Annotated in this window: 21 protein-coding genes; 2 read left to right on the plus strand and 19 right to left on the minus strand. The window is 38.8% G+C overall.

Going from position 1 to position 24,929, the window contains the following annotated elements; translation table 11 throughout:
* Positions 1-210 precede the first annotated feature (210 nt).
* From ACFIKH_RS07300 to ACFIKH_RS07390, 19 genes are all read right to left on the minus strand, one after another.
* Positions 211-2,010, minus strand: a complete 1,800-nt coding sequence (locus ACFIKH_RS07300; protein ID WP_375671333.1) for a BID domain-containing T4SS effector — start codon at positions 2,008-2,010, stop codon at positions 211-213.
* Positions 2,011-2,220: 210 nt separating this feature from the next.
* Positions 2,221-3,504, minus strand: coding sequence for a BID domain-containing T4SS effector (locus tag ACFIKH_RS07305; RefSeq protein ID WP_375671335.1), 1,284 nt, complete (start codon positions 3,502-3,504; stop codon positions 2,221-2,223).
* Between the two features lie 336 nt (positions 3,505-3,840).
* On the minus strand, positions 3,841-4,791 hold the full coding sequence (locus ACFIKH_RS07310) for a BID domain-containing T4SS effector (protein WP_375671337.1): 951 nt from the start codon (positions 4,789-4,791) through the stop codon (positions 3,841-3,843).
* A gap of 323 nt (positions 4,792-5,114) precedes the next feature.
* A complete protein-coding gene (locus ACFIKH_RS07315; protein ID WP_375671339.1) occupies positions 5,115-6,290 on the minus strand; it encodes a BID domain-containing T4SS effector in 1,176 nt (391 codons plus the stop codon).
* A gap of 313 nt (positions 6,291-6,603) precedes the next feature.
* The gene (locus ACFIKH_RS07320) at positions 6,604-8,202 is read right to left on the minus strand and encodes a BID domain-containing T4SS effector (RefSeq protein WP_375671341.1); all 1,599 of its coding nucleotides are present in this window, start codon (positions 8,200-8,202) and stop codon (positions 6,604-6,606) included.
* Positions 8,203-8,212: 10 nt separating this feature from the next.
* A complete protein-coding gene (locus tag ACFIKH_RS07325) occupies positions 8,213-8,413 on the minus strand; it encodes a hypothetical protein (protein ID WP_375627376.1) in 201 nt (66 codons plus the stop codon).
* Positions 8,414-9,435: 1,022 nt separating this feature from the next.
* Positions 9,436-11,352 carry a Ti-type conjugative transfer system protein TraG gene (gene traG, locus ACFIKH_RS07330; protein ID WP_375626392.1) on the minus strand — a complete coding sequence of 639 codons (1,917 nt, stop codon included), beginning with the start codon at positions 11,350-11,352 and terminating at the stop codon, positions 9,436-9,438.
* 154 nt (positions 11,353-11,506) lie between these two features.
* Complete coding sequence (locus ACFIKH_RS07335; RefSeq protein WP_375626390.1) at positions 11,507-13,141, minus strand: BID domain-containing T4SS effector; 1,635 nt, start codon at positions 13,139-13,141, stop codon at positions 11,507-11,509.
* Between the two features lie 10 nt (positions 13,142-13,151).
* A complete protein-coding gene (locus ACFIKH_RS07340; RefSeq protein ID WP_375671343.1) occupies positions 13,152-13,367 on the minus strand; it encodes an antitoxin VbhA family protein in 216 nt (71 codons plus the stop codon).
* A gap of 65 nt (positions 13,368-13,432) precedes the next feature.
* The gene (gene virB11 / locus ACFIKH_RS07345; RefSeq protein ID WP_015856713.1) at positions 13,433-14,503 is read right to left on the minus strand and encodes a P-type DNA transfer ATPase VirB11; all 1,071 of its coding nucleotides are present in this window, start codon (positions 14,501-14,503) and stop codon (positions 13,433-13,435) included.
* Positions 14,500-15,660: a type IV secretion system protein VirB10 gene (virB10, locus tag ACFIKH_RS07350; protein ID WP_375652011.1), complete on the minus strand. Its 1,161-nt coding sequence runs from the start codon at positions 15,658-15,660 to the stop codon at positions 14,500-14,502. The genes virB11 and virB10 overlap by 4 nt, the downstream gene beginning before the upstream one ends.
* Positions 15,653-16,519: a P-type conjugative transfer protein VirB9 gene (virB9, locus tag ACFIKH_RS07355; RefSeq protein ID WP_375652012.1), complete on the minus strand. Its 867-nt coding sequence runs from the start codon at positions 16,517-16,519 to the stop codon at positions 15,653-15,655. Before virB9 ends, virB10 begins: the two co-directional genes overlap by 8 nt.
* Positions 16,516-17,220 (minus strand): virB8 family protein, encoded by a 705-nt coding sequence (locus tag ACFIKH_RS07360; RefSeq protein ID WP_273788313.1) that lies wholly within the window; start codon positions 17,218-17,220, stop codon positions 16,516-16,518. The genes virB9 and ACFIKH_RS07360 overlap by 4 nt, the downstream gene beginning before the upstream one ends.
* Positions 17,174-17,476: a type IV secretion system protein VirB7 gene (locus ACFIKH_RS07365; RefSeq protein ID WP_375626383.1), complete on the minus strand. Its 303-nt coding sequence runs from the start codon at positions 17,474-17,476 to the stop codon at positions 17,174-17,176. Before ACFIKH_RS07365 ends, ACFIKH_RS07360 begins: the two co-directional genes overlap by 47 nt.
* A gap of 210 nt (positions 17,477-17,686) precedes the next feature.
* Positions 17,687-18,673 carry a type IV secretion system protein gene (locus tag ACFIKH_RS07370; protein WP_375626427.1) on the minus strand — a complete coding sequence of 329 codons (987 nt, stop codon included), beginning with the start codon at positions 18,671-18,673 and terminating at the stop codon, positions 17,687-17,689.
* Positions 18,660-19,181 carry a type IV secretion system protein VirB5 gene (locus ACFIKH_RS07375; RefSeq protein WP_375626381.1) on the minus strand — a complete coding sequence of 174 codons (522 nt, stop codon included), beginning with the start codon at positions 19,179-19,181 and terminating at the stop codon, positions 18,660-18,662. Before ACFIKH_RS07375 ends, ACFIKH_RS07370 begins: the two co-directional genes overlap by 14 nt.
* Positions 19,178-21,532 carry a VirB4 family type IV secretion/conjugal transfer ATPase gene (locus ACFIKH_RS07380; protein WP_375626425.1) on the minus strand — a complete coding sequence of 785 codons (2,355 nt, stop codon included), beginning with the start codon at positions 21,530-21,532 and terminating at the stop codon, positions 19,178-19,180. The genes ACFIKH_RS07375 and ACFIKH_RS07380 overlap by 4 nt, the downstream gene beginning before the upstream one ends.
* Before the next feature lie 22 nt (positions 21,533-21,554).
* A complete protein-coding gene (locus ACFIKH_RS07385; RefSeq protein WP_212112790.1) occupies positions 21,555-21,863 on the minus strand; it encodes a type IV secretion system protein VirB3 in 309 nt (102 codons plus the stop codon).
* A complete protein-coding gene (locus ACFIKH_RS07390; protein ID WP_375626379.1) occupies positions 21,864-22,184 on the minus strand; it encodes a TrbC/VirB2 family protein in 321 nt (106 codons plus the stop codon).
* Between the two features lie 398 nt (positions 22,185-22,582).
* On the opposite strand from ACFIKH_RS07390, the gene ACFIKH_RS07395 reads away from it, so the two are divergent.
* Together ACFIKH_RS07395 and ACFIKH_RS07400 are read left to right on the plus strand one after the other, a co-directional pair.
* Positions 22,583-23,323 (plus strand): hypothetical protein, encoded by a 741-nt coding sequence (locus tag ACFIKH_RS07395; protein ID WP_375626378.1) that lies wholly within the window; start codon positions 22,583-22,585, stop codon positions 23,321-23,323.
* Positions 23,324-24,369: 1,046 nt separating this feature from the next.
* Positions 24,370-24,606, plus strand: coding sequence for an EexN family lipoprotein (locus ACFIKH_RS07400; RefSeq protein WP_375626376.1), 237 nt, complete (start codon positions 24,370-24,372; stop codon positions 24,604-24,606).
* Positions 24,607-24,929: the final 323 nt, after the last annotated feature.

The following is a 24,929-nucleotide window of genomic DNA, read 5'->3' on the forward strand; positions in this document are numbered from 1 at the left end:
GATTGAAAAAAATTGACCTTATTCGCATGAAACAAAGTTAAAGTGTGTAATTTTTATGAAGTATTATCGTGAAATTTTATCAATGAATTCTGTAAAATAATGGGGTGTCTTATTCAAAGTCTGCTGTATTTCATACACCGTCTTTGATGCAATCTTGGCAAGATAATTGCATCAAAGTTTTGTATGAAAAGCCAACAATTAGGAGATTTATCACGACAAAGCTATTGCTTTTGATGTTTCGGCTCTGTGCGGTCGAACGTGCAGTTGGTCTTCTTGTCTAGAAGTTTCTGCAACCTCTTGATGCTGCTTTGCTGTTGAGCGTTCAGGTAACTTCGGGGGCTGCGATAAGTTTTGCTGCTTTTGCAATTTTTTATCGGGATCGTTAAGCGGTTGATGACGTTTTTGTTGTTCTTCCTGATGGTTTTGTACAATGGCTTCTCTTAACTGTTTTACAGTTTCAGCATAATCCTTAATGACGGTACACAGGGTAGAAAGATTTTCTTCAGCGGCTTTGCGTGCTCCATTTTTTATGCCAAGGACTTGCTTACCAGCAAGCGGAGCAAAAGATCTAGAAGGGTTTTCAATTTGAAATACGAGCTCTTCTCCTATCTCTGGAATTTTTTGCATATCTTCTATTCTATATTGCAAAATAAACGGATCATTATAAACAATTTCGCACCAATATTCGATCTCTCTTTGACCATATCGAACCGATGGATCTTGTTGAACTCTGCGGGCAATTTCCTGATTTGAGAGAGGCTCTATTTTCTTTTCTGAATTGAGCGGATTTTGTAAATGTTGATTTATTGGCTCTTCCTCTTGTGTTTGTCGCTGGTGTTGTTGTTCCGTCTGAGAAGCGTGTGAAATATTTTCACTTTTTGTATATTTTGAAGTATACACATAACCGTTAATAGCAGCACATAGGGTAGGAAGAGTTTCTTCAGCTTGTTTGCGCGCATGATTTTTTATGCCAAGAACTTTTCTACCAGCAAGCTTAGAAATAGACTTAGGCCGTTCTGTAATATCCCATAAGAGCTGTTCTCCCATATCGGGGTTTTCTTTGATTGCTTCTATTCTTTCTTCTAAAATAAGCTTGTTGCCATAAACCTTTTCGCAAAAAAATCGTATTTCTTCTTGATATGCTATGAGCAATAGCTCTCTTTCCATTGTATTAATAGATTTTTTTTGTCCGTGAGACGGTTTTGGCTGTTCAATTGCTGTGTGTGGAGAGGCAGGTTTTGGGATGACAGCATCGCTTTGTTTTCTGTTTTCCATACGGTGTGGTTTTCGTGAAGGAGGTACTGCATATGTTCCACTATCTTGTGATGATGAACTACTTTGTTGCCGGACTTTCATATGTGATGGTGTTTTGGCTCTAACACTTGGGTAGAGTGTTTCAGGATTCTCGATTTTTGCACCGTTTTGCACTCTGTCTCTCATGCGTGGAGGAGGGGGCGGAGCTACTTTTGTCTGTAGGGAGGGGGACTCTTGAACTGCTGGTTTGTTTTGTTGCCTATCTTTTGCACGTGGAGGTCTTTGTGGTGCTGCTTTTGTGTGCGGAGAGGAGTTTTCTTGGATTTTTGAACTGGGGATTGTTGTGCCAGTTTGTGTTTTTTCTCTCATGCGTGGAGGAAGGGGCGGAGCCACTTTTGTCTGTAGGGAGGGGGACTCTTGAACTGTTGGTTTGTTTTGTTGCCTATCTTTTGCACGTGGAGGTCTTTGTGGTGCTGCTTTTGTGTGCGGAGAGGAGTTTTTTTGTGGAGGAGGCGTCTCTTGGTTTTTGGTGCTAGGAGGTATTGTGCTGGTTTGCACTGGGTTTTTCATGCGTGGGGGGGGCGGTGGAGCAACCTTTGGGTGGTGTGATAAATTTTCTGGGTGTTTTTGTACAGTTGGTTTTGGCAAACTTTGAGAAACTTGGGGAGGGGGGGTTCTGGTGGGGGATTGTTCAGTCTGTTGTTGAAATTTTTCCATCATTTCGGTGATAAAAGGGGAAGGATTTCTTTTTTTCATACATGTTCCTTTCAAACTCTTCCAATATTGTTTTTAAATACTATTTAAAAATACACGTTGGTTTTTATTCTGTTTTATGCTTTTTCACTTGCTTTTATGAGAGAGGATATAAAACTGAATGGTTTCACAAGAATCGGTTCTCTTGGCGCAAATGACCTTTGCCATGTGTTGCGCCAAGATGTTGAATTCAGTGTGAAAACTTATGTCTGTTTAGCTGGCAAAAGCCATTGCTTTTGGTATCGCAGTTTTGCGAGGACGAATATCTGTTTCTCTTTGTTGAGTAGAGGTTGTTGCTTTTTCATGAGTTACTGTTGAATGCTCAGTGCGTTCAACAGATTGTGATAAGCGTTGTTGTTGATGCAAATCTTGCGCCTGTTCAGAAGATGGTTCATGGCGCTTTTGTTTTGCCTGTTCGGTTTGCAAAATGCTCTCTCTTACTTGTGTTACAGCCGTTGCATAATTGTCAGTGGCGTCAATTAAGTGAGAAAGACCAGCTTCAGCATGTCTGCGTGCTTGATTTTTAAAGCCAAAAAGACTGATACCAGCGTACTTGTGAAAAGATTGAGGATTTCCGACAAGTTGCTGTGCAAGTGTTTCTATCGTTTCAGGGCTTTGAAAAAGTGTTTCCACTTGTGATTGCAAAATGTTTGCGTTACCAAAAACAACTTCGCACCAATATTTGATCTGGGCATAGTGCCTTTTGACTTTTGAATGTTGTTGAATTTTGGTAGAAATTTCTGCCTCTGAAAGAGTTTCTTTTTCACGTTGATCTGGTTTTTGCAGAAGTTCAGTGACTGCTGACTTTCCCATTAAACGTTCATAGTTTTTTAGTTCTTGCTCTGGAAATTGCAATAGGCTCTCTCTTGCCTGTTTTACAGCTTTTGTATAACAATCAACGGTGACGCAAAGGGCGGAAAAATCTTCTTCCGCTTGTTTGCGCGTTCGATTTTTGAAGCCCAACGTGCTGGTACCTGAAAGTTTAGCAATACTTTCAGGATGGGCTGCCATGCGCCATGAGAGCTCCTTTCCTGCAGCAGGATTTTTTTGAATTTCCTGCATTTTTTCTTGCAAAATATTTGAATCGCCATATGCACTTGCGGATAAACGTTGGATTTCCTCTCGATATGTTTGAACCAATGAATGGTGTGGAAGCAATTGAATGATTTCTTCCTCTGAGAGAATTCTTGTTGCCCTTTTTTGAGAAACTTGTGAAGTAACTGTTGAGTGTGTCGTTTCAAGTTGTTTCTGCCTTTTGGTAGAGTTGCCTCTTGTTAGAAGCGTTGTTGGATTTGTTGATGCATGTACAGTTTCTTCTTCTAAAAGAGATTGTCTTTCCTCATCTTTTTCCAGTATGGATGACAGTCTTTTGCTTTGTGAAAGCGTTTCTTTAGGGAGGGAGTCACCGCCTGATACTTCTGCTGCTGCTTTTTCATAGAGCTCTATAAGTTCTTGTATTGAAGGAGATGGAAAAGGGTGAGGGTGATCTTTTTTCATGTATGTTTCCTTTCAAGAATTGTTTTAGAAAACCTCTTTGGTGCACACTCTCGCCCTTTATACTTTTATGGTTTTTATAAGAAGAAAATTGAGTGGTCTCCAAAGATCGACGCTATTTATCACTATCGTAATGGGACTTTGTGTCTTTTATACAGTTTTTTTGTGAAATTTTATCAATAAGTTATAGTCAATTACTGCATCCATTTTTAGGATTATTTTCTATCACAAGATAAAACAATTCTTGGCGCAACCGCAATGAAACGATTTACGCCAAGAAACTCACTGAAAAAGCGATTAAACGAAAAACAAAACTATCGTCTTTATGCTTATAACTCCTTACATGGCATAAGCCATACCGTGTCTTTGTCGTCGAGGACTGTGCTCTGCACTCTCCTGGTTTTGTTCTCTTGTGTGATGATGACGATGATGATGGTGTCTCTCAACTTGCTGAGAATTTTCTTGAAGGCGTCTTTGCTCTGCTTGAGGGGTTTGCAAAAGCCTCTCCTTTGCCTCTTTTACAGCCTTTGTATAACCATCAATGGCATCAACGAGTGGTTTAAAACCGTCTTCAGCTGCTTTGCGTGTTTGATTTTTTAAGCCAAGTGCGGAGCGGCCAGCAAGTTTATGTATAGATTCAGGATTTTCAGCAAGTTGATTTGAAAGGTCTTTTCCTTTACTGGGATCTGTAAGTATTCCTTGCAAGTGTTGCTGGAAAAGCGTGTCATTGCCATAAACGACCTTACCCCAGTGCATAACCTCTTCTCCATATGCTTGGACATGTGGGTTTTTTAAAAGTATGACAGTTATTTGCTCAGCTGTGAGGGAAGATGAAGGTCTTCCTCTTTGTTGAGGAGCAACCTTTGTATAGTCTGTTTCAGGATCTTCTCTCCTTTGATGATGGTGTCTACCTCTTGAAGGAGAAATACTGCTAACTGATGCGTATGTAACCTCAGCTTCGCGTTTTGGGGGAGCAACCTCTGTATAGTCTGTTTCAGAATCTTCTCTTCTTTGATGTTGGTGTCTGCTTCTTGAGGGAGAAATACTGCTAACTGATGCGTATGTAACTTCAGCTTCGTGTTTTGGGGGAGCAACCTCTGTATAGTCTGTTTCAGAATCTTCTCTCCTTTGATGTTGGTATCTGCCTTTGGAAGGAGAAATACTGCTAACGGATGCGTATAGAACTTCTTCTTCTGGGGTTGCTCCGCGCTGGTTTCCTCTGTTTGGTTTATTAACTGTTGCATAGAGGGCTTCTGGATTTGCAGAAGGGTGTGGATGATGTTTTTTCATGCATGTTTCCTTTCAATATTTTTAGAAAACCTCTTTGGTGCATTCCCCACTTTTAATTTTGATAACTTTTGTACAAAGGAAGATATCCAACTGAATGACCTCCAAAGATTTCGCGCTATTCAGGATCAGTGTAACGGACCTTTGTGTCTTTTATACAGTTTTTTTATGAAATTTTATCAATAAGTTATGATAAATTACAGGATCCACTTTTAGAACTATTTTTTGTAATATTTTAAAACAACTCTTGGCGCAATCGTAATGAAACGATTTGCGCCAAGAAATTCAATGAAAAATAAAAATTTATGTACTTTACGGGGACTCACTTACATGGCAAAAGCCATTCCTTTTTCGCCATGTCTTTGCCGTTGTGGGCTGTGCTCTGGACTATTTTGTTCTTGTCCTCTTGTGTGATGACGACGATGATGGTGGTGATGTCTGTGCTCTGAGTCTCTTTCTGGACTTTCGTGTCTTTGACCTCTTTCTCTTTCCTGCTCCCGTGTAAACTGTTTATGGAGCTTTTGTGTAGTATGGATATGTCTCTCAAGAGCTGAGCAAAGGGGAGAAAAACCCTCTTCAGCTTCTTTGCGTGCGTGACTTTTTATGCCAAGTGCTTTCCTACCTGCAAGCTTACCCGCGCTTTCGGGATTTTCTGCAAGGTCCTGTAAGACTTTTTCTGCATTTTTGGGATCGTCAAGAATCTTAGCCAAGTGTCCATTCAAAGCATGTTCGTTACCGTAAACAACTTTGCACCACTCTTGGGTTTCTCTTACACCATATTGAAAGTTTGTGTTTTGTAAAAGCTTTGTTGTAATCTCATCTTTCGGGGTTCTGGGAGATGTTGTCGTTCCTCTGCCAACGCCTTGGTAGATGGGATTTTCTCGTTGTTCAGACTCTTGCCCGCCTTCAGCACCCATGCCAACCGTTGCATAGACAGATTCTAGCGGTCTTTGGGGGGAGCGCCCACCACTTTCACCAAATTCAAGCTCTGCATAGAGATGTTCTGGTTCATGGGGATATCGTCCACCTTGTGCACCTTTACCAATTGTCTCGTAAGGGGACGTTTGCCAACCTTTCGCCTCCAGATCCGTTACTGCATAGGGATCTACGAGTCTGTCGGCGCGTCGCCCATCACTTGGTTCTCCACCAAGTCTGTCATAGGGATTTCCTAGTGGTTTTTGGGGAGCATAGACCGTTTTTGGTGGTTGTTGAAGTGTATATTGTTGTGGGTTGCGCTGTTCTTTGGGTGATTTATTAACCTTTGTGTAGAGCTCTTCTACATTAGGAGCTCCTAGATTTTGTTGGTCAAGTGGCTTTTTGGGAGCATAGACAGTTTCTGGTGGTTGTTGAAGTGTATATTGAGGTGAGGTGCGCTGTTCTTTGGGTGGTTTATTAACCTTTGCATAGAGGTCTTCTACATTAGAAGCTCCTAGATTTTGTTGTTCAAATTGTCGTCTTAGTTCATCTACATTGGTAGAAGCGGTTGGGTGACTTTTTTTCATGGCTGTTTCCTTTCAATATTTTTAGAAAACCTCTTTGGCTTTGGCGCATTCCCTACTTTTTGATAACTGTAAGACACAAGGCAGATATCGAATTGAATGACCTCCAAAGATTTCGCGCTATTCATATTTATATATAGTGGACATTTATGTCTTTTATACATCTTTTTTATGAAATTTTATCAATAAGTTATAGTAAATTACAGGATTCATTTTTAGGACTATTTTTTGTAACATTCTAAAACAACTGGTGGGCGCAATGGAGATAAAATAATTTGCGCCAAGAGTTAGTTGGAAGAAAAAAGTTCACTCGTTTTTAGCCGGTAAGAGCAAGTGATGAAGAGCGATTAATTTTTAAGGTGGGAGCTTGACATTGTGCTTCTTTGGTGTTCCTTACAGTATTCGCAATTTCTTTTGCTCTGCTTTCTGATGTTCCAAGTAGGCAAGCTAGTCTGGTATAATCTTTTTCTTGTATGGCTTTACGATCTTCTGAGGATAGACGATTATGTAGTTGGCGCGAAAAGTGATGGAGTTTTTGTCGCAGTGAACGAGAATGCAATAAAGCTTCTCTTTGTTGTTCTCCTGGTAAGGCAAAAAGGTTTTGTAAATTTTTTCCAGGTGTTTCGACGGTGTGGCTCAGGCGTTTTTGTTCTCTTTGATGTTGTTCTAAAGTTTCTTCTTTTGTTTGTTCTGTTATTGTGGCATAATTTTTAAGGGCTTGGCTGAGTTGTGGAACAGTTTGTTCCGCCTGTCTGCGATTTGGACTTTTCATGTCAAGTATTTTTCTTCCTGCAAGTTTAGAAATTGATTGAGGGTTTTGTAAAATTTCATTGGCAAACTGATTTCCTAAGCTTGGATCTGCCGTTAAGATATCCGTTTTTGTCTTTAATGCGTGGGCTTTACCATAAACAATCTTTGATAATTTTTCGATTTCTTTTCGGCATGCTTCAACATAAGGGTCATTTGAAATCCTTGTGAATAACTCTTCATGTGTGAGAGGTGCTAATGTCTCTTTTGGGATCAGTGTTTCTTGTAAGCTTTGAACGTTGTTTTTTTGAAAGCAGAGGCGGGCACCGTTTTGTAATGTTTTGACGAGTTCTGGGGGGAGATCATCTTTGTGGCCGACGACGAAAGCACCGTCTACTTCCATGACAAAACCTTCTGCTGAAAAACCTCTAAAGATGCCTTCATAGGGGATCCCTTCTTTTGCGGCAACAACAATACGATTGTTAATTTCATCTAGTCCAGCATTTCTCATTTGGGAGATGAATTCTTTTAAAACAAGGGATTTTTGCGGATGCGTGATATCTTCAAAAAGATCCTTCATCGGTTGGGGATTGCCGTATTGCATGGCTTCAATACAAGCTGCTGTCATGCGTCTTTTTGTGATGAAAGAAAAGTCAATGGTATGTCCTGCTGCTTGTCCAAGTTTTTCCATAAACATTCGATTTACGCGCCCATTCCCTTTTCGGAAAGGATGTGCGTGCTCGAGCACCATAAAAACTTCAGCGGCATTTTCAGCAAATTCTTGGCGCGATAAACCTTTTAAATTGTTCTTCTCATTAAGTGTTTTTTCGAGTTGTTTTAGTTTTTTTTGAATCTGCGGTCCGACAGCAAAAGGAACTTCATAACCTTTGGGACGCATCGCCGGCATATGGGCAGAGGTTCCGTCTTCAAATGTAAAGGATACATCGCGGGTTTTTCCAGCCCATTCAAAAGTTTTGTGGAAGAGGCTCCAGTGAATTAATTTTAAATAAGTGGAATCAAATTTTTGTGGAAGTGGTTCATGGCGAAAATTGACAGCTTCTCTGGCGGTATCATGGGCACAGCGTTCATACAGTTTTTTGGGATTTTTTATGCCGTATTTATTTTTGAGTGTTAAGGTACCTTTATATAAATAATTTTGCTCTAACATATAATCTCTCCTAAGTAGGGTGGTGGTTGATAAGCGTCTTAAACGCTGCATATGAAAAATTCCCCTTCGCGTATTCTTTTGAGATTTTTGGTGTTATGAGAGGGAGTGCTTTTCCCTCAAGTGTATGGATGGTTGTATCGATCGTTTTGTGATACTTTTGAAAGGTTTTTGGTGTGAGAAATGCCAAATGTTCTGTTGTGATTGTTTTCATGTATATTTTCTTTTTTCATTTATTTTTGGAAAGATTTTTTGATGTTTCTTTTTGTTTATTATCCTGTTGTGCTGTAAAATACTGGTATTGAAGGTGCTGGTATGAATCCCATGAGTGGTCAGAAAATGGATTATCTACAAGTTGACTCTGGAAAAAACTCCATTCTTTGAGGTGTAAGGAAGAGGTCAAAAAGAAAAACGTTGCTTAAAATTGTTGGTTTTTTTCTTTTGATAAAGTTATTTGTAAGAGCGCTTTGATGAAGATCGTGGATATGGCGGGTGCAATCGCTCTTGGTTTGCGGATGGAGTTGGTACTTTTCATACACAGTACTTAGATTAGTGAATCTATGGGCAAAAGCAGTCATCAAGAATCTTTCTCCATTATGTTTTTCTTATTGCTCCATACGAACATCTTGCCATATGAACATCTCGTTTGTGTATGTTTGAAACAAATTGTTTTTTATTTTGATTGTTGCTCTTATCGTATTGCGCTTCTTTAAGATCCATAAGAGAGGAATCCCTTTCTTTGGTTGGGGAGAAAGGCTTTTTTTCAGCGCTTTATCATTAAAGTAGAACACTTTATGATATCGTAAAGGGGGAAAAGCTTGTATAAGGATGATTTATTCATTTTGATGTATATCTAAAATGTTTTTTTTGGAAAAGTCGATGTTCTTGAATGTAGGTGTCTTGAGAGTTCTTATCTCAAAGATTAAATTTTGGGTTGTTTGTAGGGGACAAATTATACACAAAAAGCTTTGGAGGAATGTATTTGCAGACTTTCCTCAGTGGAGATGTTGGTTTAGTTATAAGTGATTTGATGAGGGGATTGGTGTTTTTTATAAAGACGATGGGCGCTGGTAAAATGATACACAAAATACAAAAAGGAAAAAACACGGATTTTTTTATCATGTTTTCCCTATGTGTGTGAGGAAGCGGGTAAAAACTTTTTGTTAACGGGCTTTTAAAAAACAGAAATGTATATTGTTTTTGTTCTTTTCATAGTCAAGATCTCATAAGAGGAGGTTAGTTTTTCTTTTGTGGGGCAAAGCGGTTTTTTGCAGCTGCGGCTAACATTTCTTTTCTTCTGAAATAGATAGCGCGACCACATCGCAAAGGAGGTTGTCCTTGCATAAGGATAATTTGTTCGTCTTGACGCATTTCTTGAATAACTTCATGGGGTAAAATCAGAGCTCTTTGTTGGTAATTGACGTTGTATGAACCCTTTCCTAAAGATAAGCCTCTTGATTTGCTTGTTCCGGTTACTTCAACGGTCATTTGTCCACAGCGTTCTGAAATGTCTTTGGCAGTTTGGAAGTCTTTAATGGCAGCATAGCTGACAAAGGAGCAGCTTTCAAACCATGAACGTGCTCCAGCTTCTCCAAAGTGATTGACCAACTGACCAGAAGATTGATAAAAAAGCATTAAGGATGTACCGTATTTACGTCCACGATCGCGCGCTTCTTCTAAAATATTCATATAGCCTAGAAGATCAACTTCATCTAAGACAAATAAAACACGCTTTTTATAGTTACCGTCTGCTGTAACCATGGCATTGAGAAAGGCGCCAATAATCACGCGTCCAATAGCTGGATAACTGTTTAAAATGCTTGCGGGGAGATTGAGAAAAACATCTGTATTGCCATTTGTAATATCTGAGGAAAAAAAATCATCTCCGCAGACAAGATCTGCGTAATTGGACAAAGAAAGCCATTGAGTGTCTTTTGATGCGGTTGTATAGACTCCTGAAAAGGTTTGCTCTGCCATTTCTGTAAAAATGCCAACCATTTCGCGAATAAAAGGAGAAGGTGTTGTTTCTTGAATCATACGTAGTTGATTGACAACAGCTGTTTCTGATTGAGAGAGAATTCCACGCAATGTTTTTAAATTGCGCTCGTTGTCTTTATATTCATCAGAAAATATAACATGAGCAAGAAGAGCTGTTAAAAGGTTATGAGCTTGTGTCGAGAAATATTCCGCTGAAGAATTGTCTGATTTTTTATCTGTAAGAAGCAACTTAGAAAAGCTTACAATATTTGCTTCGCGTTGTGTGCGTGGTACGCTGTCGTCTAAAAGCCAATCGATGACATTAAAATTTTTTGTTAAAAATGAATTGGGATCGAGAACAATGACATTTCTATTCCCCATCTTTTGACGCGCAAATTTGACCATTGGGGCAACTTCTGTTGAAGGATCAAGACAAATAATAGACCCTGGATAGGTTAAGCACGTAGGAACTACTGTACTTGTGGTTTTATAGCCACCAGAACCAGCAAAAAAGATCATATGAGTTGAGCCAAAATCAAGATTAAAGGTTAGCAAAGGGGCTGTCCCACCCTTTCCCCATGTTGTTTTATTGCCAGGTGCAAAGGGAATTTTGCACACATTATCTTGATCAACACGGTATCTTTCCCCCACAACAATTTGCCCATTGGCAGGAAAAATTTTCGCTGCTTCTCTTAAATTCATCCACGCGGATTCACCAAACACACCTTTTTTTGCTCGCCTGACCTTATTTTTAGGTGGAGAGGTTGTTATCAATTGAATAACGGAAAAAAAAACACCAATGATGATGCCAAAGACAACCATGGGGTCCATGAATTGAAGCGCATAATTCCACGTTATTCCTTGTTGTCCAACATAGGGACTTAAACGTTTTATTTCTCCACCAATATAATAAAGAGCTGCGGTTCCAAAAAAGATAAGGGAAACGAAAGTAATTCCTTTACGTAAGTGCAGCTTTTGCGAGAGACTATAAAACAATGACACAGCAGCTGTTAGTGCTAAGACTAGTAAAGGTTCTGAACGAAGTGTCCAATAAATTTGATTGCTCTTTAGTCCATTTGTTATAAACAACAAAAAATGAGGAACAAAGAATATCGTTAAAGCACCTAAAGCGATTGGTGTTAAAATGAGTACCATTTGTGTCTTGGTATATTTCATTGTATTTACTTTCAATTCTATCAGACGATGCTGCGAAAAGCTCTTTTTTCAGGTGTGTGATATTAAACTCTCTCTTTTTTGAAAAAGCGCAGATGACGCCAAACAGTTCTCGTTTATGAGCCCTTCTTATAAAGGAGGAAGCTTTTATCCATTCTTAGCAAGCCATAGCAAATGCTTTGGAACGATGCATTGTGCATACTTGTGTTTGCTGATGTAGCTCTTTGGCTTGCTTAACGGTTTGTGTAATTTGTTTGGCTTTATTTTCTGATACACCAATGCTTTGAGCCAGTGTTTCATACTCATTATTTTTGACAGCTTTATGTTCAGTTAGTGAGAGACGGCTATTGATGTTTTTTACAAAGTCGGTAAGCTCTTTTTGAAGTAAAGGATTTTTTGCTAAAGCTTCTTGCTGTAATTCTTTTGGCAAGGTGAAGAGCTCTTGTAAGCTTTTGCTTGGCATTTTTACTATTTTTGCACGACGACTTTGTTCTGTTGCATGTTCTTGAGTAATTTCCTTCTCCGCATGTTTTACAGCATGGGCGAAATTTGCAACGGTAGTACAGAGCATCTCAAGATGATTTTTAGCGTTTGCACGTGCTTGATTTTGTAGTCCACATAAACTGAAACCTGCAAGATGAGAAACAGAGTGCGGTGCTCTTTCAATCTGGTTGGCGAGCTGTTGGCCTAAGCTTGGATTTTTGATGATCTCTAGCATCTGTTTATCTAATGTTTTTTCTTTACCATAAACAATTTTTGCCAATTTCTGGACCTGTTTTAAGCTTGCGTGGACGCAAGAATCTTCTGCAACCATTTCGGCTTTTTTATTTTCTGTCAAAGGAGCTAATCTTTCTTCTGGAATGAGAATGCTTTCAAGCTCTTTTGTTTTTGGAACTGTAAAGGTAAATTTGTCACCGGGTTTTAATGTTTTGAGTTGTTCTGGTGTGAGATGCTCTTTATTGCCGATGATATAAGCCCCTTTCACATTGAATGCAAAGCTATCATAACCAGCACCTCTATACATTCCTGTGTAGGTTTCACCTTCTTTTGCAACCATAACGGGACGATCATTAACATTGCGCCCAAGTTCTTTCATGTTGTTCATGAATTCCTTTAAAAGAAGTATTTTATTGGGATTAGAGATATCCTCAAATAGATGTTGCATTGGTTCTAGATCACCATTTTCTGCTACAGCAACACTGGCGAGCATCATGCGTTCTTTTGTAACAAGTGAAAAATCAAGCTGATGGCCTGCTGCTTGAGCGAGCTTTTCAAAAAAGACCCGTTGTGTACGTCCGTTGCCTTCTCTAAAAGGATGGAGCTGGTTAAGGAAGTTAAATAAACTTATTGCTTCAGAGTTAAATTTCTCACGCGTTAAGCCTTGCAAATTATCTTTTTCGGCAAGTGTTTGATCTAATTTTTGTAAACCTTCAGGGATTTCATCACCGAGTGCAAAAGGATTTTCCCATCCTGTTCTTTTCATTTCGGGCATAGCGGCTGTGGTACCATCTTCAAATGTAAAGGGAAGATGGCGAAGATGACCAGCCCATTCAAAGGTATTTTTAAATAACTGATAATGAATAGAGCATAGATAGGAGGTATCAAATTTTTCTGGTAGGGGGGCTGCACGCAGATTAACCATCGCTTTTGCTGTATCATGCGAGCATTTCTCCAGAAAGGATTTAAAGTTTTTTATTCCATATTTATTTTTGAGTGTTGTGGTGTTCGGGTAGACATAATGATGAGGAGAAACTGTCTGTATATTTTTTGTTTTTTCTTTTGCTTTCGGCATCGTAGCTTCCTTATAATGTTACGTTGTCCATGAGAGTATTAAATTCCTCGAGTGAAATATTCCCCCTTGCATATTCTTCTAAAATTTTTAGCGTTTTGGAATGTAGCGCTATTCCCTCTATTGCATGGGTGCTGATGGCTGCTTCAACCGCTTCACGGCGTTGTTTTAATTCTTCTACTGTCATAGGTAAAAGGTTTTCGCTGTTTTCTGTTGCTTTGGTTTCCATGCATTTTTCCTTTTATGTGCAATCGTTGCTTTAAAAGAGCCTTTAGCAACCGATGTGATCTTCTTTTAGTCTCCTCCAAAGATGTTTCGTTGTTTGAAGGGATCATAATAAATTTCTGTGACCTTAAACTTTCCTTCAACCCGTTTGCATTGGATGATGATATCAATCATTGAAATCAACAGTCCTCGAATATCATCACGCTCTAAATCACCTCCTCCGTCACTTTCTTTGACCAAAAGGGTCATTTGCTCAAAGGCAGCAAGGGCTGTTGAGGCATGAACCGTTGTAATGGAACCTGGATGACCTGAATTGACATTGCGGATATAATAAAAGGCTGTACCATCTCGAAGTTCTTGCAAAAGAATACGATCAGGACGCATCCGTAAAGATGATTCAAGCAACTCTTTGGGTCCAACAGAGGCTAAGCCTTGTCCATCTTTTGAATAGAACATCGAGACATGATTAGGGTGCGGTATCACCAATTCTTGTGTATCTTCAATGGTAATAATACGCTCTTCTTGAGGAATTTTGGCGATTAATGCTTTTGATAATGTTGTTTTACCCGAACCAGTTTTTCCTGCAATTAAAATATTTTTCTGGCATTTTACAGCTTGATTTAAAAAGGAGACAAAGTCTTTATTGCAGTAGGCATGAGCTAAGTTATGCTCGATGATTTTGAGTTCGTTAAAACGAGAAAGATAATCATTCAATGGCGTGAAAGATATCTGTTCACACAGTGAAAACAGACCTTTATTCGCGAGCTCTTCGAGAGAAAAACTCTGCGATGATGGTTTGCGAATTGTCATACTAATCGTGTTTTTTTCGACAGCCGGCGGAATAACAACTTGAATGCGCTCATTACCTGGCAGAGTAGCCGATAATATTGGATTCTTGTCTGATATGTTTTGCTTGGAATAGGATGCGACAACTTTCGCAATCCCCATAAGCTCATTAAAAGAGAGAGCCGGTGCTTCTATTGTTTTCCATCCATCAATACCTTCCGTCATTACTTGATAGGGACGATTGATAACAATTTCAAAAAGACTTTCATCTTTCAAAAAAGCACGGATGGGTTCAAGTTTTGTGAGAACAATCGCGATGGTTTCATCGCTCATGGTATGTAAGTTTGAGTTCATTTTAAAGGTATCACAGAATTTTTGTAAAAGTTTCTTGAAACAGCTCGATTGGTAATCTGTTTTTTATTTTCGATGACTTTCAATTTATAGACGCTGGAAAAATCCAAATCGCGGGCAACAAAGATATTCACCATTTCCCCTTGGTTTTTGGATAATGTTGGAGGAATATTGGCGTAATTTTCTACGAGAATGTTTGCGATGTTTTGTCCGGAAGAGATTGTTTCAGTTTCTTCTTTTTCTTGTTTTTTTGCTAAACGTTTATTGGCATAGTTTGTCGCATCTTTTATCAGGGAGACAAGAAGCGCAGATCCAATCCTCTCGAGCCAATGGTTATCAATATCTCCATCTATACCAGAACGCCCTAAACTGTCTGTTGCAGGTGAAGCTAAGGATATAATGATACCATTAGGGGTTTTTGCTCTATTCCATAGCACAAAGAGACGTGTTTGGCCTTTTTTCAAGCCGGCGCGATATTCACCAACAATTTGGGTACCTTTATCAAGAAGGACAACACGACCATTGTCTGATAAGATATCTCTGGAGACGATACAACTGGCAAAACCTTGTTGATCACTGTTGATGGCTGTTTCTAAAATACAAGGGATAGAAGTTCCCATCGCGATGATGTAGTTTCGATTGCCAAGGGTTGAAGCACGAATACCTTCAAGCACTGTGGGTTTGAGAAGATGATTAAAACGTTGTGTCGTTTCATCAGGTTTACTTTCAAGTTGGTGAGGCAATACACCATTATTTGTTTGTGAATCTATTTTGCCTTGTTGTGTATTTGCATAAGCTAATACAGGAGCACGTTGTGCTGCTTCCAGAAGTGAGTCATCAGAATTTAATTGATTGATGTTTGGTGTTGGTAGCTCGACTTTTGGCAATAGAGCGTTATTTCGTTGAGGCTGTTCAAGGGGGGAGGGGGTAGGCTTTGCAGGGCGAAAAAGCTCTGTTTGTTTTATAACTTTTCCTTCTTTTGAAGATTCAATTGGTTGTTTTTTTTCTGTAACAAGTGTTGAATAGGCTAAATAAAGACAGACACTGAAAAGAATAATAAGAGCAATAGCTTTCCCTACATTGTTCTGTTGACTTTTTCCTTGAGCATTTTTTATTGTATCGCGATCATTGATGCTTTTTTCATCCACGGCGTTATTCATGGCTGCTTCCTAGGTTCACTTTACGTTGTACAGATGGTGATGTCGTACCTGTTTCAGGGTTAATTCCTTCTGGTACGAACCTTTTATTAAAGATGCACAATACTTCATTCCCACGCCGTAGCGTGAATTGTGCAGCTGTTGCATGAACAATAACTTTGTTGCCTTTAATCGATTTGGGAATAAGAGCTTCTTGCCCATCAGGCGATACAATGTAAATGGCAGGGATTTCAATGTTGCCTAAAAAGGTAAAGGTTGTTGTTTTTCCATTGTCATAGACAGACGCAGGTTCAATGAGGGATGAGCCTTGGGCTTCATAAGCCCAATTGCGTGGTCCAAAATCTTCATGGATATTTAAAACATCATTGACAAAGTTTTCTTCACGTTGTTTTGCTTTTTCTGCTTCGGCTAATTTCTTACGTAAGGCTTCATCTTCTGGATAACGAAACTTTACCAAGAAATACGTCTCATTGCCGGCTGAAACATCGCCTTCACGGACTTGCAGCTCGAATTGATAAGAGCGTTGTGTACCATCTTGGCGGCTTGTGACAATTTGTAAATTGGTCACAGGTTGGACTTCACGCGGCTTGAGAAAAACAAAGTGACCAGCCGGCGCAACTTGCCAAGCAACGGAATTTCCAATTCCTACATAGGTCACGTTTTCATCATCGGCAAATTCTAGCTGAACTGAAGAGCGAATGGAGCCAATGATTTGTACGACGTTGTAAGGGTCATAATTGACAAATCTGATGCGGTTATCTTTACGTGCACTGACAGGCGCTGTTTCCGCAAATGAGAGGACTGTGTGAAAGCTGAGAGTAATCGTAAAAATTAAAAAGATTGTTTGTAAAAGTCTGATCATTTTATCACCTCTGGATCAGATCTATATTCCGATACTTGAAAACCAAGTGGGTTGATGAGACGGTCAGATGTTGAAATGTGTGCGTTCACGTAGGAAAAATTTAAGATTGAAATCCAATGGGAAATATTTTCTTTTTCATTAAAGTCTCTGACCGTTTTATAGTAACGAACTTGGATAAGATCTTTGCTTATAAAAGAGATTGATTTGATTGTGACGGTAGCAATCATGTTATGATAAATATTTTGCGGACTTTCTGGATTATTGCCCGCGTACCATTTTGCAAAACGGTTTTGTTCTTTTGGAGAAGATAAAAGAGAAACTAAGCGAAAATTGTTTTCTGCTTCGGATGCTTGAAAACCTTCACGGGCACGAACATATTGGCTGGCAAAATAACGCGTTATCGCTTCATCATAGTCGTTAGGGGATTCTTTGAGGGCGCTTACAGTATCAATAATGCCTGTTGAGTTATCAACGCGGATAACAAAAGGCTCTACCGTTTTCAAAGGCGTCAAAGCTGCGACAGCTAAAGCCAGCGCAATCGTCATCAATCCAAAAAGCACTGTTAAAGCCATGGAAATTTTCATTCGCACGCGCATGCTATGCATGCGATCAATGTCAAATGAGCGGGCTTCTTTTATATATTCTTCAAGGGCATCACTTTTCACGCGTAACCTCCACAGTTTTATCAGATCGTGCTTCATGAATAACCGGCTTTAATAAAGCTGAATTGGCTGTTGCTTTTTCACTTTCCAAAGTATTGAGAATGATAGGAGTTGTAACAGTCTTTACGCTCTTTTCTGGGTGGACAACGTTTTGATTGTCCCAATTCCACTTATCTTTATTTAAAGCACGTGTATGTTTGCCATTACAGCGTGGTGGTTTTTTGGGGCCACTCAAAGAGGCGCAACCAGTAAGAGCGATTGTTAGGACCATAACAAAAGTTATTTTTCGTTTCATTTTTTGAACTCACAAATATCTTGGAATACAATGCATGAGAGCCTTTATTTTGGACACTTTTACAAGTCTATGTGATGCAAGACTTTGATTGGTTTTGTTGTAAGACCCGAGATGTTAGGTCTTATCTGGAACAGGACCATGGCGCGTGCGCCAAAGGGCGCACGCAAGGCTAAAACAAAAGTGCTTATTCTTTTAAAGAGGTGCTTTATCTTAAAACCGACCACGACCACCTCCAGATCTTCCTGCTTTTGCTGCCGCGCCTGCCGCACCTTTAGAAGCGTTACCGGCAGCACCTGAGATTTGTAAAGCGGCATTTTTTACTGTATTCGCACTCGTTCTTGCACCATTGGCAAGCATTGTGAAAACCTGTCCTCCTGAAGAGACACCAGTGTTAAAGTATGGTCCGCCAGAGGCCAGCGCTGTTGCAATACCGGGAAGCGCACGGAAGATAATAACCCCTATGATCGAAATGACGAGGACAGGGGGGAAAAGAACATAGATTGATTCATATGAAACTTTGAGAACCTGTAGGATAACTTGACATATAATTGTTCCAAGCATGATCACGAGAACCTGTAAAATGGTAAAATTGATCAAAGTTGTAATCCATGCATCGGTGTATTTTCGCGTTGCATTAAACAAATATAAACTAATGAATAGAGGACCAAGACCTATAATCATTACGAGTGCAACTTGTGCAAACATTTGCACAATAAAACCACCTATACAAAAAAGAATAACGGCTAAAAGCATGATAGAACCAAGAAGCCCCACAACGATCTTTTCAAAAAACCAAGCGTTGTATAAAACTTCTTGATAGCGAGTATTTGCCTTTAACAAAATATAATCAAAAACATTGGAGCTTGCAGGATTGCTGTTAAGCGCATTTCCAATAGCATTGGATAAATCTTTGAAGAAAATATCCTTGACATAAGTATTAAATGTATCCGCATTCGTTGCCATTGTTGTCACAACAACGATTTTAACAACATTATTGAGAAGACTATGCATGGAAAGCGCAACGCGACCTGTCATAACATTATAGCCATAAAGAAAGATAAAAATGATTGCGGCGAGATTTAAGGGCGCTGAAATAGCAGAAGATAACCCTCTCACCGTTGTGTCCATCACATTATCGAGAGGGGTTAAAATATACCCAGAAATGCTTTCAAATGGAGAAAAACTAAAGTCTGACATTTGTACTCGTACTTTCAAGTTTTTCTTTTAATTGTTTTTCTTTTTCTTTTAATTGTGCCTCAAGGTATTTATGTTTTTGTTGTTCCTTTTCTTCACGCATTTCGTCTTTTGTTTTCGTATCTCTTGCTTGAATCATATCAAGAGACTGAAGTTTTAGAGAAGCCACTTGAAGATCGGCTTGAAGAAGAGAAAGTTTTACTTGAAGCTCTTGTTGAAGAGCTTGAAGCTTCTGCAATTCTTCAAGGCTAGGTTTTTTTACAGCTTCTGTTGTTGTTATATCTGTTTGTGACTTAAGTTGTTCAAGTTGATGACTTATTGCTTTAATTTTTTTTGCAGTTTCAGTTGCAGTTTTATATACGCTTTCAGCTGTTTCTGATTTTGCAGCATCTAATTTTTGTGTATTCTCGAGTGCTTGTTTATAATATTCATCCGCATCGGGTGTCGTTTGTGATATTGCATGTGAAATAAAAGAAAAAGATAACAGTGTAACTAAGCCATATTTTTTCATTGATTTTTTCTCCTTTGATAAAATATGGGCAGCCATTTGTCAGGGTCTGCTCCATATTCGTTGATAATTTCATTCATGAGTTCAATGTTTTTTGTTGTGCCGCTTAAAACGGCGATCTCATCATTCATTCCACGTAAGTTAAGTTCTGCAACGACGGAACTTTGTCCTTGTTTGACGAGAAAACGGCGAGATTCTCTGCTTAATTCTGACTGTATCAGTTCAAATTCACGCTCAGTAAGTTTGAAAGCTTCGACATAATCATTGTAATTTGCTTTTTGATTTGGAAAAAATATTTGGGTGGGGCATTGCTCAATAATTGTGTGCGCGATTGTTGAGTTCAAAGCATCTTTAGGGCTTTGTGTTGCAAAGAGCATCATGCCATTTTGTTTACGAATTGTTTTTAGCCGATCTTGCGCAAAAGCTTTGAATGAATCATCTTCCAAAGCTTTCCAGAATTCATCAACGACAATAATGATGCGCCGCCCATCAATCAAATCAAGAATGCGGTGAAAGAGATACATCATTAAGGGGCGCCGAATTTCTTCATTGTCTAAGAAATCGGTCATGTCATATCCAATGAACTGTGCGTTTAAATTGAGATCATCTTGATCATTATCAAAAACCCACCCTAAATCATTGCCCCTAATCCAGCGTTGTAGTCGTATGGCGATACCTTCTTTTGATGTGTTGTCAAAAAACAGTTGAAGTGCACCAAGAGAACGTTGTGTTGGGGGTAAGTTTTCTAAAGAATCGATGGCTTTGGCGATATCTTGTCGCTCTTCTTCTGTTACGATTTGCCCTTCAGCGCTTACCAGCTTTAAGATCCAATTACGAAGAAAGATTTTATTTTTTTCAGTGTATTCCATGCCCTTTAAGGGAGAAATCCCTGTGGGCTGCCCATTTTTTAGAGGTTTATATTTCCCTCCTCCAGCTCGTACAAAAATCTCTGCTCCTTGATCTTTATCAAAAAAAACCATAGTTGGATTGTGTTTTTGTAATTGTGCAAGAAGAAAATTAACAATCACTGTTTTACCAGATCCCGATGGGCCACAAACAAACGTATTTCCAAGATCGCCATAATGAAAATTAAAATAGTAAGGTGAACCAGCCTGTGTTTTTAGCAATGCGACAGCAGCCCCCCAAACATTATCGTTCAGTTTGCCAACGGGGAAAGAATGGAAGGGCGATAAAGCGGCAAAGTTTCTGCTGGTAATGGCGCCTGAACGCGCACGATAGCTAAAGTTTCCAGGAAGCTGTGCCCACCATGCTGCTTCCAATCCTAAATCTTCTCTGGCAATTACGGCTCCCCCATTGGTTAAATGGGAACGTGCTTTTGATAAGTTTTCAGACAATATTTTGGGATGATCAGCAAAAACAGCTAAAGAAATGTGATGCTCGCCCAAAACAAAACGGTTTGATTCTAAATCATCTAGCGCTTCATCGAGTGCATCAATTTGTGAACTAGCACGGTCAGCTGCATTGATCATTTGATTTTGCTTGCGGCTCATAATCGCACCGGCGGCCGCCTTACTTTTAAAGACAAAGGATTGTGTTAAAATGAATTCAAATGGTACCGTAAGCAAACCATCAGTCATACCAGGGCGTGTTTTAGAAGGGTATTCTTTCCATCCAAACATGCCAGCAAAGCGTTCATTACTTTCATGGCGAATTTCGATAATTTCTTTCCCAAAAATAACACGATCCGAGTAAATCGTTGAAGCAATAGTTCCAAATGTGAGAGGAATACGCTCACGTCTTCCCCCCACCAGCTGGTGGAGAAATTCACTTTGTTCAGAAAATAAAATACCTTCATGTTCATAGATTGATAGCAGACGGACTTCATACTCTTCTAAACCTTGCATAAGGTCTTGACTTAACTCTTCGAGTTTACGAATAGCTTCCTCATCGGGTTCAGATTGTGTTTTCTTCGCTTTGCTCAAGCGCTGAAAAAATGAAACCAGCTTTTCTGTTTTATCCGCTGCCGGATTCCAAAGCAGTGAAATAAATAGATCATTTCTATACAGTTCTTGCGAAACCATTTTCTTTTTATATTTTTCATCTAATGTTGTTGCAAAAGATGAAAGAAAGTGACCTTCTGGGTATATCGTTTCACGGCGGCGGATGATGTGAGAATATAAAGCAAGCCGTTCGTCTGCGATATTTTTTAAAAGGGTGTTTAATTGGTTGTGTAAAGAATTTAATTGATCAATATCCGCAGTGTCAAAATTTATACCCTCAACAGCCATCACAACCATTAAACAGCGTGAATTTAAAGCAACGACATGTTGGTTGATGTAGCGTATATAGGGAATATATTCTTCAGGCAAAGTTTCCCGTTTCATTATTGACATCTGTTTCACCGGCTTGGCTCCTTCAGCTTAGTTCCTTATAAGTTCGGATAAGGCGCAAGGGGGAGGTCGAACCTCCTCCCCATCGGTTGAGGTTTTTTTGTTTTCCTCGAGTATTGAGCCATGCAAATAATACGCGAAATTGGTTGTGATCATACTTTGTCACTTCTCGCAAAATAAAGTGCATCCCAATCCCAAGACCAAACATGGTAAAATCACTCGTCAAAATAAAAAGAATGGATGTCGCCATGACATTAAGCGCCATCGCTTCCATTGTAACACCAGCAAACATGGCTGGGCGCGTACAGGCAAGGAAAAGAGTATCTTCGTTCATTTATGTTGTGCCCGCTAATTTACCAACGAGAGCAGGGGCACCAAAAACAATAGCAATCCCGAGAACACAGTAAGCTGCTTTGCGTAAGTCAATAAAGCCGTACATCCAACCAATCCCCACAGCAGCAACACATATAATTGCAATAAGCTTTGCCGTTGCACCCGTCATCATTGTGACAATGTTGCCTAAAACACCATCAAGATTTCCCAGACCACCTCCACTAGCAGCAGGAGCAGCATAAGAAAGATCAGATACAAAAACTGCCGTAAAAAGCAGCATGGTCACGATAAAAATGATGTTTTGGAATCTATTATCTGTCATTTTACCTCTCTTTAACAAATAATATTTGTTCATATGTCGACATTCCATTTCCTCTAACAAACTGGAGAATGCTGTCATTTGATAACAGTTTAATTCTTCTCGTTTGTTTGTTTTAAAAGCCTTGATAGTGGATCTGTTCACTCTCAAACTCTTTTTCTTAAAGAGACAGAAGTCTTTTCAAATTGGGATTGTGTTACATGAAAATGGCAATTTTAAGTTGTACTCATTTGTAAAGATAACAATATTAAAACAATGCAAGAAGGAATATTATTCTTTACAAAGTGTAGTTAATATGCAACACAGATATTTGAATTTTTTCTTTAAAAACAAGGGGATTGGTGATAAATAATGTGAAAGGATAGAAAAACAATGAATTTTTTGAGCGAGCGTGTTAAGAAATGCTATTTAAATTGATTGTTATTATTTACATTATGGGCTCCATAGTGTGGGGATTAAGCCAGTATAAAGATAAAATAGATTTCAGTATTCTTAAAACATTTGAGATGCAAGATATACAAGATATTCTCAATTTTTATCGAAAAGAAAAAAATCGAGAAGAAGAAAAGTTGGTTAAATCTATCACCAAACAGCAATTAGAAAAAAATGAACCAGTTCTCGATTTGCAGAAGAGTGTTTCATCAAACGATGTTGCAAATAATGCTGTTGTTTTTCATGGTAAGGCCTCTGTTACAAGTGGGGTTACATTTAAATTACTGACGCCTGCTGCACAATCTTGGCGCTCATATATCACCCGTGATATTCATCTTTATGGTGTAGACACGTGCGCACCACGCCAAAAAGCACGATTAAATGATCAAGAATGGCCCTGTGGTGCGGTTACAACGGCTTGGCTTGTCACCAAAACACTTGGGCAGGATTTATCCTGTAAACAGGCTGTGATGCACAATGGTGTTTATTATGCGCAATGTTTTGTTCAAGGGGTTGATTTAGCTGAGGCAGGTCTTACAGAAGGTATGTTGGTCCTCTCAAAAGAGGGAAAAGATCCTATTCCAACTCAGTACTATCATGCGGAAGAAAAAGCACGCAACAACAAGATCGGTCTTTGGTCAAGTGATTTCACTGAACCTTTAAAATGGCGGCGAGATAATGGATCTTACAACCCCTTTGAAAATCCGTGATTGGCTTTAACGAACATATTTACTTAAATTTTTATAGAGAAAACTTTATCAATAAAATTGCACCAGAGCATAGGGCAAAAGACCATAGGGAAAGTTTGAATAAACCGTGAGATTATTTCCGCTTGTGAAGTAAATGGATAATATTTCCATTTTCAAGGGGGGGCTCTCAAAATCGCTCTTCTATTTTTACTTATGTGTTTTATAAAAGCAGGAAAATTTCATTGTTGGTGGCAAAACGTTTTTGAGTATTTGTGTTTGAAGGAGAAAATGAGACGATAAAAAACGCTCAAGAAATGGATTTCTAGAGCAGAGTTGATAAAAGTGAAAAATGAATAGATCCCAAAATGGCGTAACGTTTGATATAACGGATAGAATATTTTACAGTGCCTTAAAAGAATTCCTAGCAAAAGTTTTTTCATCAGAATTTTGTCTTCAGGATTGGATCACGTTTTTTTACTTCTTTAAGAGTGATCAAACTGTTTCATTCCTTGAAAAGCTTTCATAATTATCTGCTTCTAAATTCAGACTTCTAAAAGATGGATTTCAAACAGACTCCACACGAAGAAATCTTCGTAAAAATGATTTGCATTGTTGATTGTTTTCTATATATTACAAGATGTTTTTATTTAAGCATTCGATGGGGGAAACAATAATCAACATACGAATAGGTAAAAAGAGCTCATACTTTTTTGTAATGGCTTTGTAGTCTATTGATCGTGATACTAAGCGTTATAATGCTCATAGGCTTTTTATAGGGTGAGGGGCGCGGTTCCTATCGCAATGTGACTATTTGAAATCAGTTGGAAAAAAACATTAGTGCGTCTTCTGATTTTGTCATTTTTACTCAGTTTGGGCTTTTTTCTTCTCATTATATTTTATGACAAACTCATACGATGGCTGTCGTGAGTTCTTCTTACGTTATTTTACTCAGAGTGCTCACTTTGAAAGCAAGTAAGTGATAGTAAGGCTGTCTTCTCATACAGTATGAAAACTTAACACCCATTTGGGGGATGATGTTAACAGATAAGGTATTTAAAGAGGGTAAAATGAAAAAAATTATTTTATTATGCATGGCTCTATTATTCGCTGTGGGGTGTGAAAAAACTTATAGCGTAGAGGATTTTAAGAAAGATGCAAAATTAAGGGAAGAATGGGGAAAGAAGTGTTTTCTTTCAGGACAAGCTGTTAAGGAATCTAAAAATTGTAAAAATGTTTTACAAGCAGATACTGAAATGTTTTTCTCGCCAAAGCTTAATTCTACAGATCGTGGTCATGCGTTTTAACGGTTATGCATCTCAACAGTAAAGTGTTATATAAAAATTCTAAAATAAAGAAGTTACGTTTCAACGAATAGTTTCTTCTTTAATTTTTATAGCGGAGATTTTTATCATTTTTCATCTTTCAGATGAGCTCCCCAAATCATATTTGCAATCCTATTGTTTGTTTCATCTTTGTTAGATTGAGGATTATGATCATGAGAAAACAGGATAGCATTGTCTTATAGAAACATCTCTTAAGGCAACCAATCCCATTTCACGGTGGTGTCCGTGAATGGTATAACGGTAAATCCATTGAGCACCACGATCTTTACGCTTCATAAAGGAGT

Origin of the sequence: Bartonella sp. SD1336NMGDW, assembly GCF_042193565.1 — a bacterium.
GTDB classification, from domain to species: domain Bacteria; phylum Pseudomonadota; class Alphaproteobacteria; order Rhizobiales; family Rhizobiaceae; genus Bartonella; species Bartonella grahamii.

What these genes read in the sequence shown, in the direction of transcription:
- ACFIKH_RS07300 (WP_375671333.1), bottom strand. Translation starts at nt 2,010, where the DNA reads ATGAAAAAAAGAAATCCTTCCCCTTTTATCACCGAAATGATGGAAAAA.
- ACFIKH_RS07305 (WP_375671335.1), bottom strand. Translation starts at nt 3,504, where the DNA reads ATGAAAAAAGATCACCCTCACCCTTTTCCATCTCCTTCAATACAAGAA.
- ACFIKH_RS07310 (WP_375671337.1), bottom strand. Translation starts at nt 4,791, where the DNA reads ATGAAAAAACATCATCCACACCCTTCTGCAAATCCAGAAGCCCTCTAT.
- ACFIKH_RS07315 (WP_375671339.1), bottom strand. Translation starts at nt 6,290, where the DNA reads ATGAAAAAAAGTCACCCAACCGCTTCTACCAATGTAGATGAACTAAGA.
- ACFIKH_RS07320 (WP_375671341.1), bottom strand. Translation starts at nt 8,202, where the DNA reads ATGTTAGAGCAAAATTATTTATATAAAGGTACCTTAACACTCAAAAAT.
- ACFIKH_RS07325 (WP_375627376.1), bottom strand. Translation starts at nt 8,413, where the DNA reads ATGAAAACAATCACAACAGAACATTTGGCATTTCTCACACCAAAAACC.
- traG (WP_375626392.1), bottom strand. Translation starts at nt 11,352, where the DNA reads ATGAAATATACCAAGACACAAATGGTACTCATTTTAACACCAATCGCT.
- ACFIKH_RS07335 (WP_375626390.1), bottom strand. Translation starts at nt 13,141, where the DNA reads ATGCCGAAAGCAAAAGAAAAAACAAAAAATATACAGACAGTTTCTCCT.
- ACFIKH_RS07340 (WP_375671343.1), bottom strand. Translation starts at nt 13,367, where the DNA reads ATGGAAACCAAAGCAACAGAAAACAGCGAAAACCTTTTACCTATGACA.
- virB11 (WP_015856713.1), bottom strand. Translation starts at nt 14,503, where the DNA reads ATGAACTCAAACTTACATACCATGAGCGATGAAACCATCGCGATTGTT.
- virB10 (WP_375652011.1), bottom strand. Translation starts at nt 15,660, where the DNA reads ATGAATAACGCCGTGGATGAAAAAAGCATCAATGATCGCGATACAATA.
- virB9 (WP_375652012.1), bottom strand. Translation starts at nt 16,519, where the DNA reads ATGATCAGACTTTTACAAACAATCTTTTTAATTTTTACGATTACTCTC.
- ACFIKH_RS07360 (WP_273788313.1), bottom strand. Translation starts at nt 17,220, where the DNA reads ATGAAGCACGATCTGATAAAACTGTGGAGGTTACGCGTGAAAAGTGAT.
- ACFIKH_RS07365 (WP_375626383.1), bottom strand. Translation starts at nt 17,476, where the DNA reads ATGAAACGAAAAATAACTTTTGTTATGGTCCTAACAATCGCTCTTACT.
- ACFIKH_RS07370 (WP_375626427.1), bottom strand. Translation starts at nt 18,673, where the DNA reads ATGTCAGACTTTAGTTTTTCTCCATTTGAAAGCATTTCTGGGTATATT.
- ACFIKH_RS07375 (WP_375626381.1), bottom strand. Translation starts at nt 19,181, where the DNA reads ATGAAAAAATATGGCTTAGTTACACTGTTATCTTTTTCTTTTATTTCA.
- ACFIKH_RS07380 (WP_375626425.1), bottom strand. Translation starts at nt 21,532, where the DNA reads ATGTCAATAATGAAACGGGAAACTTTGCCTGAAGAATATATTCCCTAT.
- ACFIKH_RS07385 (WP_212112790.1), bottom strand. Translation starts at nt 21,863, where the DNA reads ATGAACGAAGATACTCTTTTCCTTGCCTGTACGCGCCCAGCCATGTTT.
- ACFIKH_RS07390 (WP_375626379.1), bottom strand. Translation starts at nt 22,184, where the DNA reads ATGACAGATAATAGATTCCAAAACATCATTTTTATCGTGACCATGCTG.
- ACFIKH_RS07395 (WP_375626378.1), top strand. Translation starts at nt 22,583, where the DNA reads ATGCTATTTAAATTGATTGTTATTATTTACATTATGGGCTCCATAGTG.
- ACFIKH_RS07400 (WP_375626376.1), top strand. Translation starts at nt 24,370, where the DNA reads ATGAAAAAAATTATTTTATTATGCATGGCTCTATTATTCGCTGTGGGG.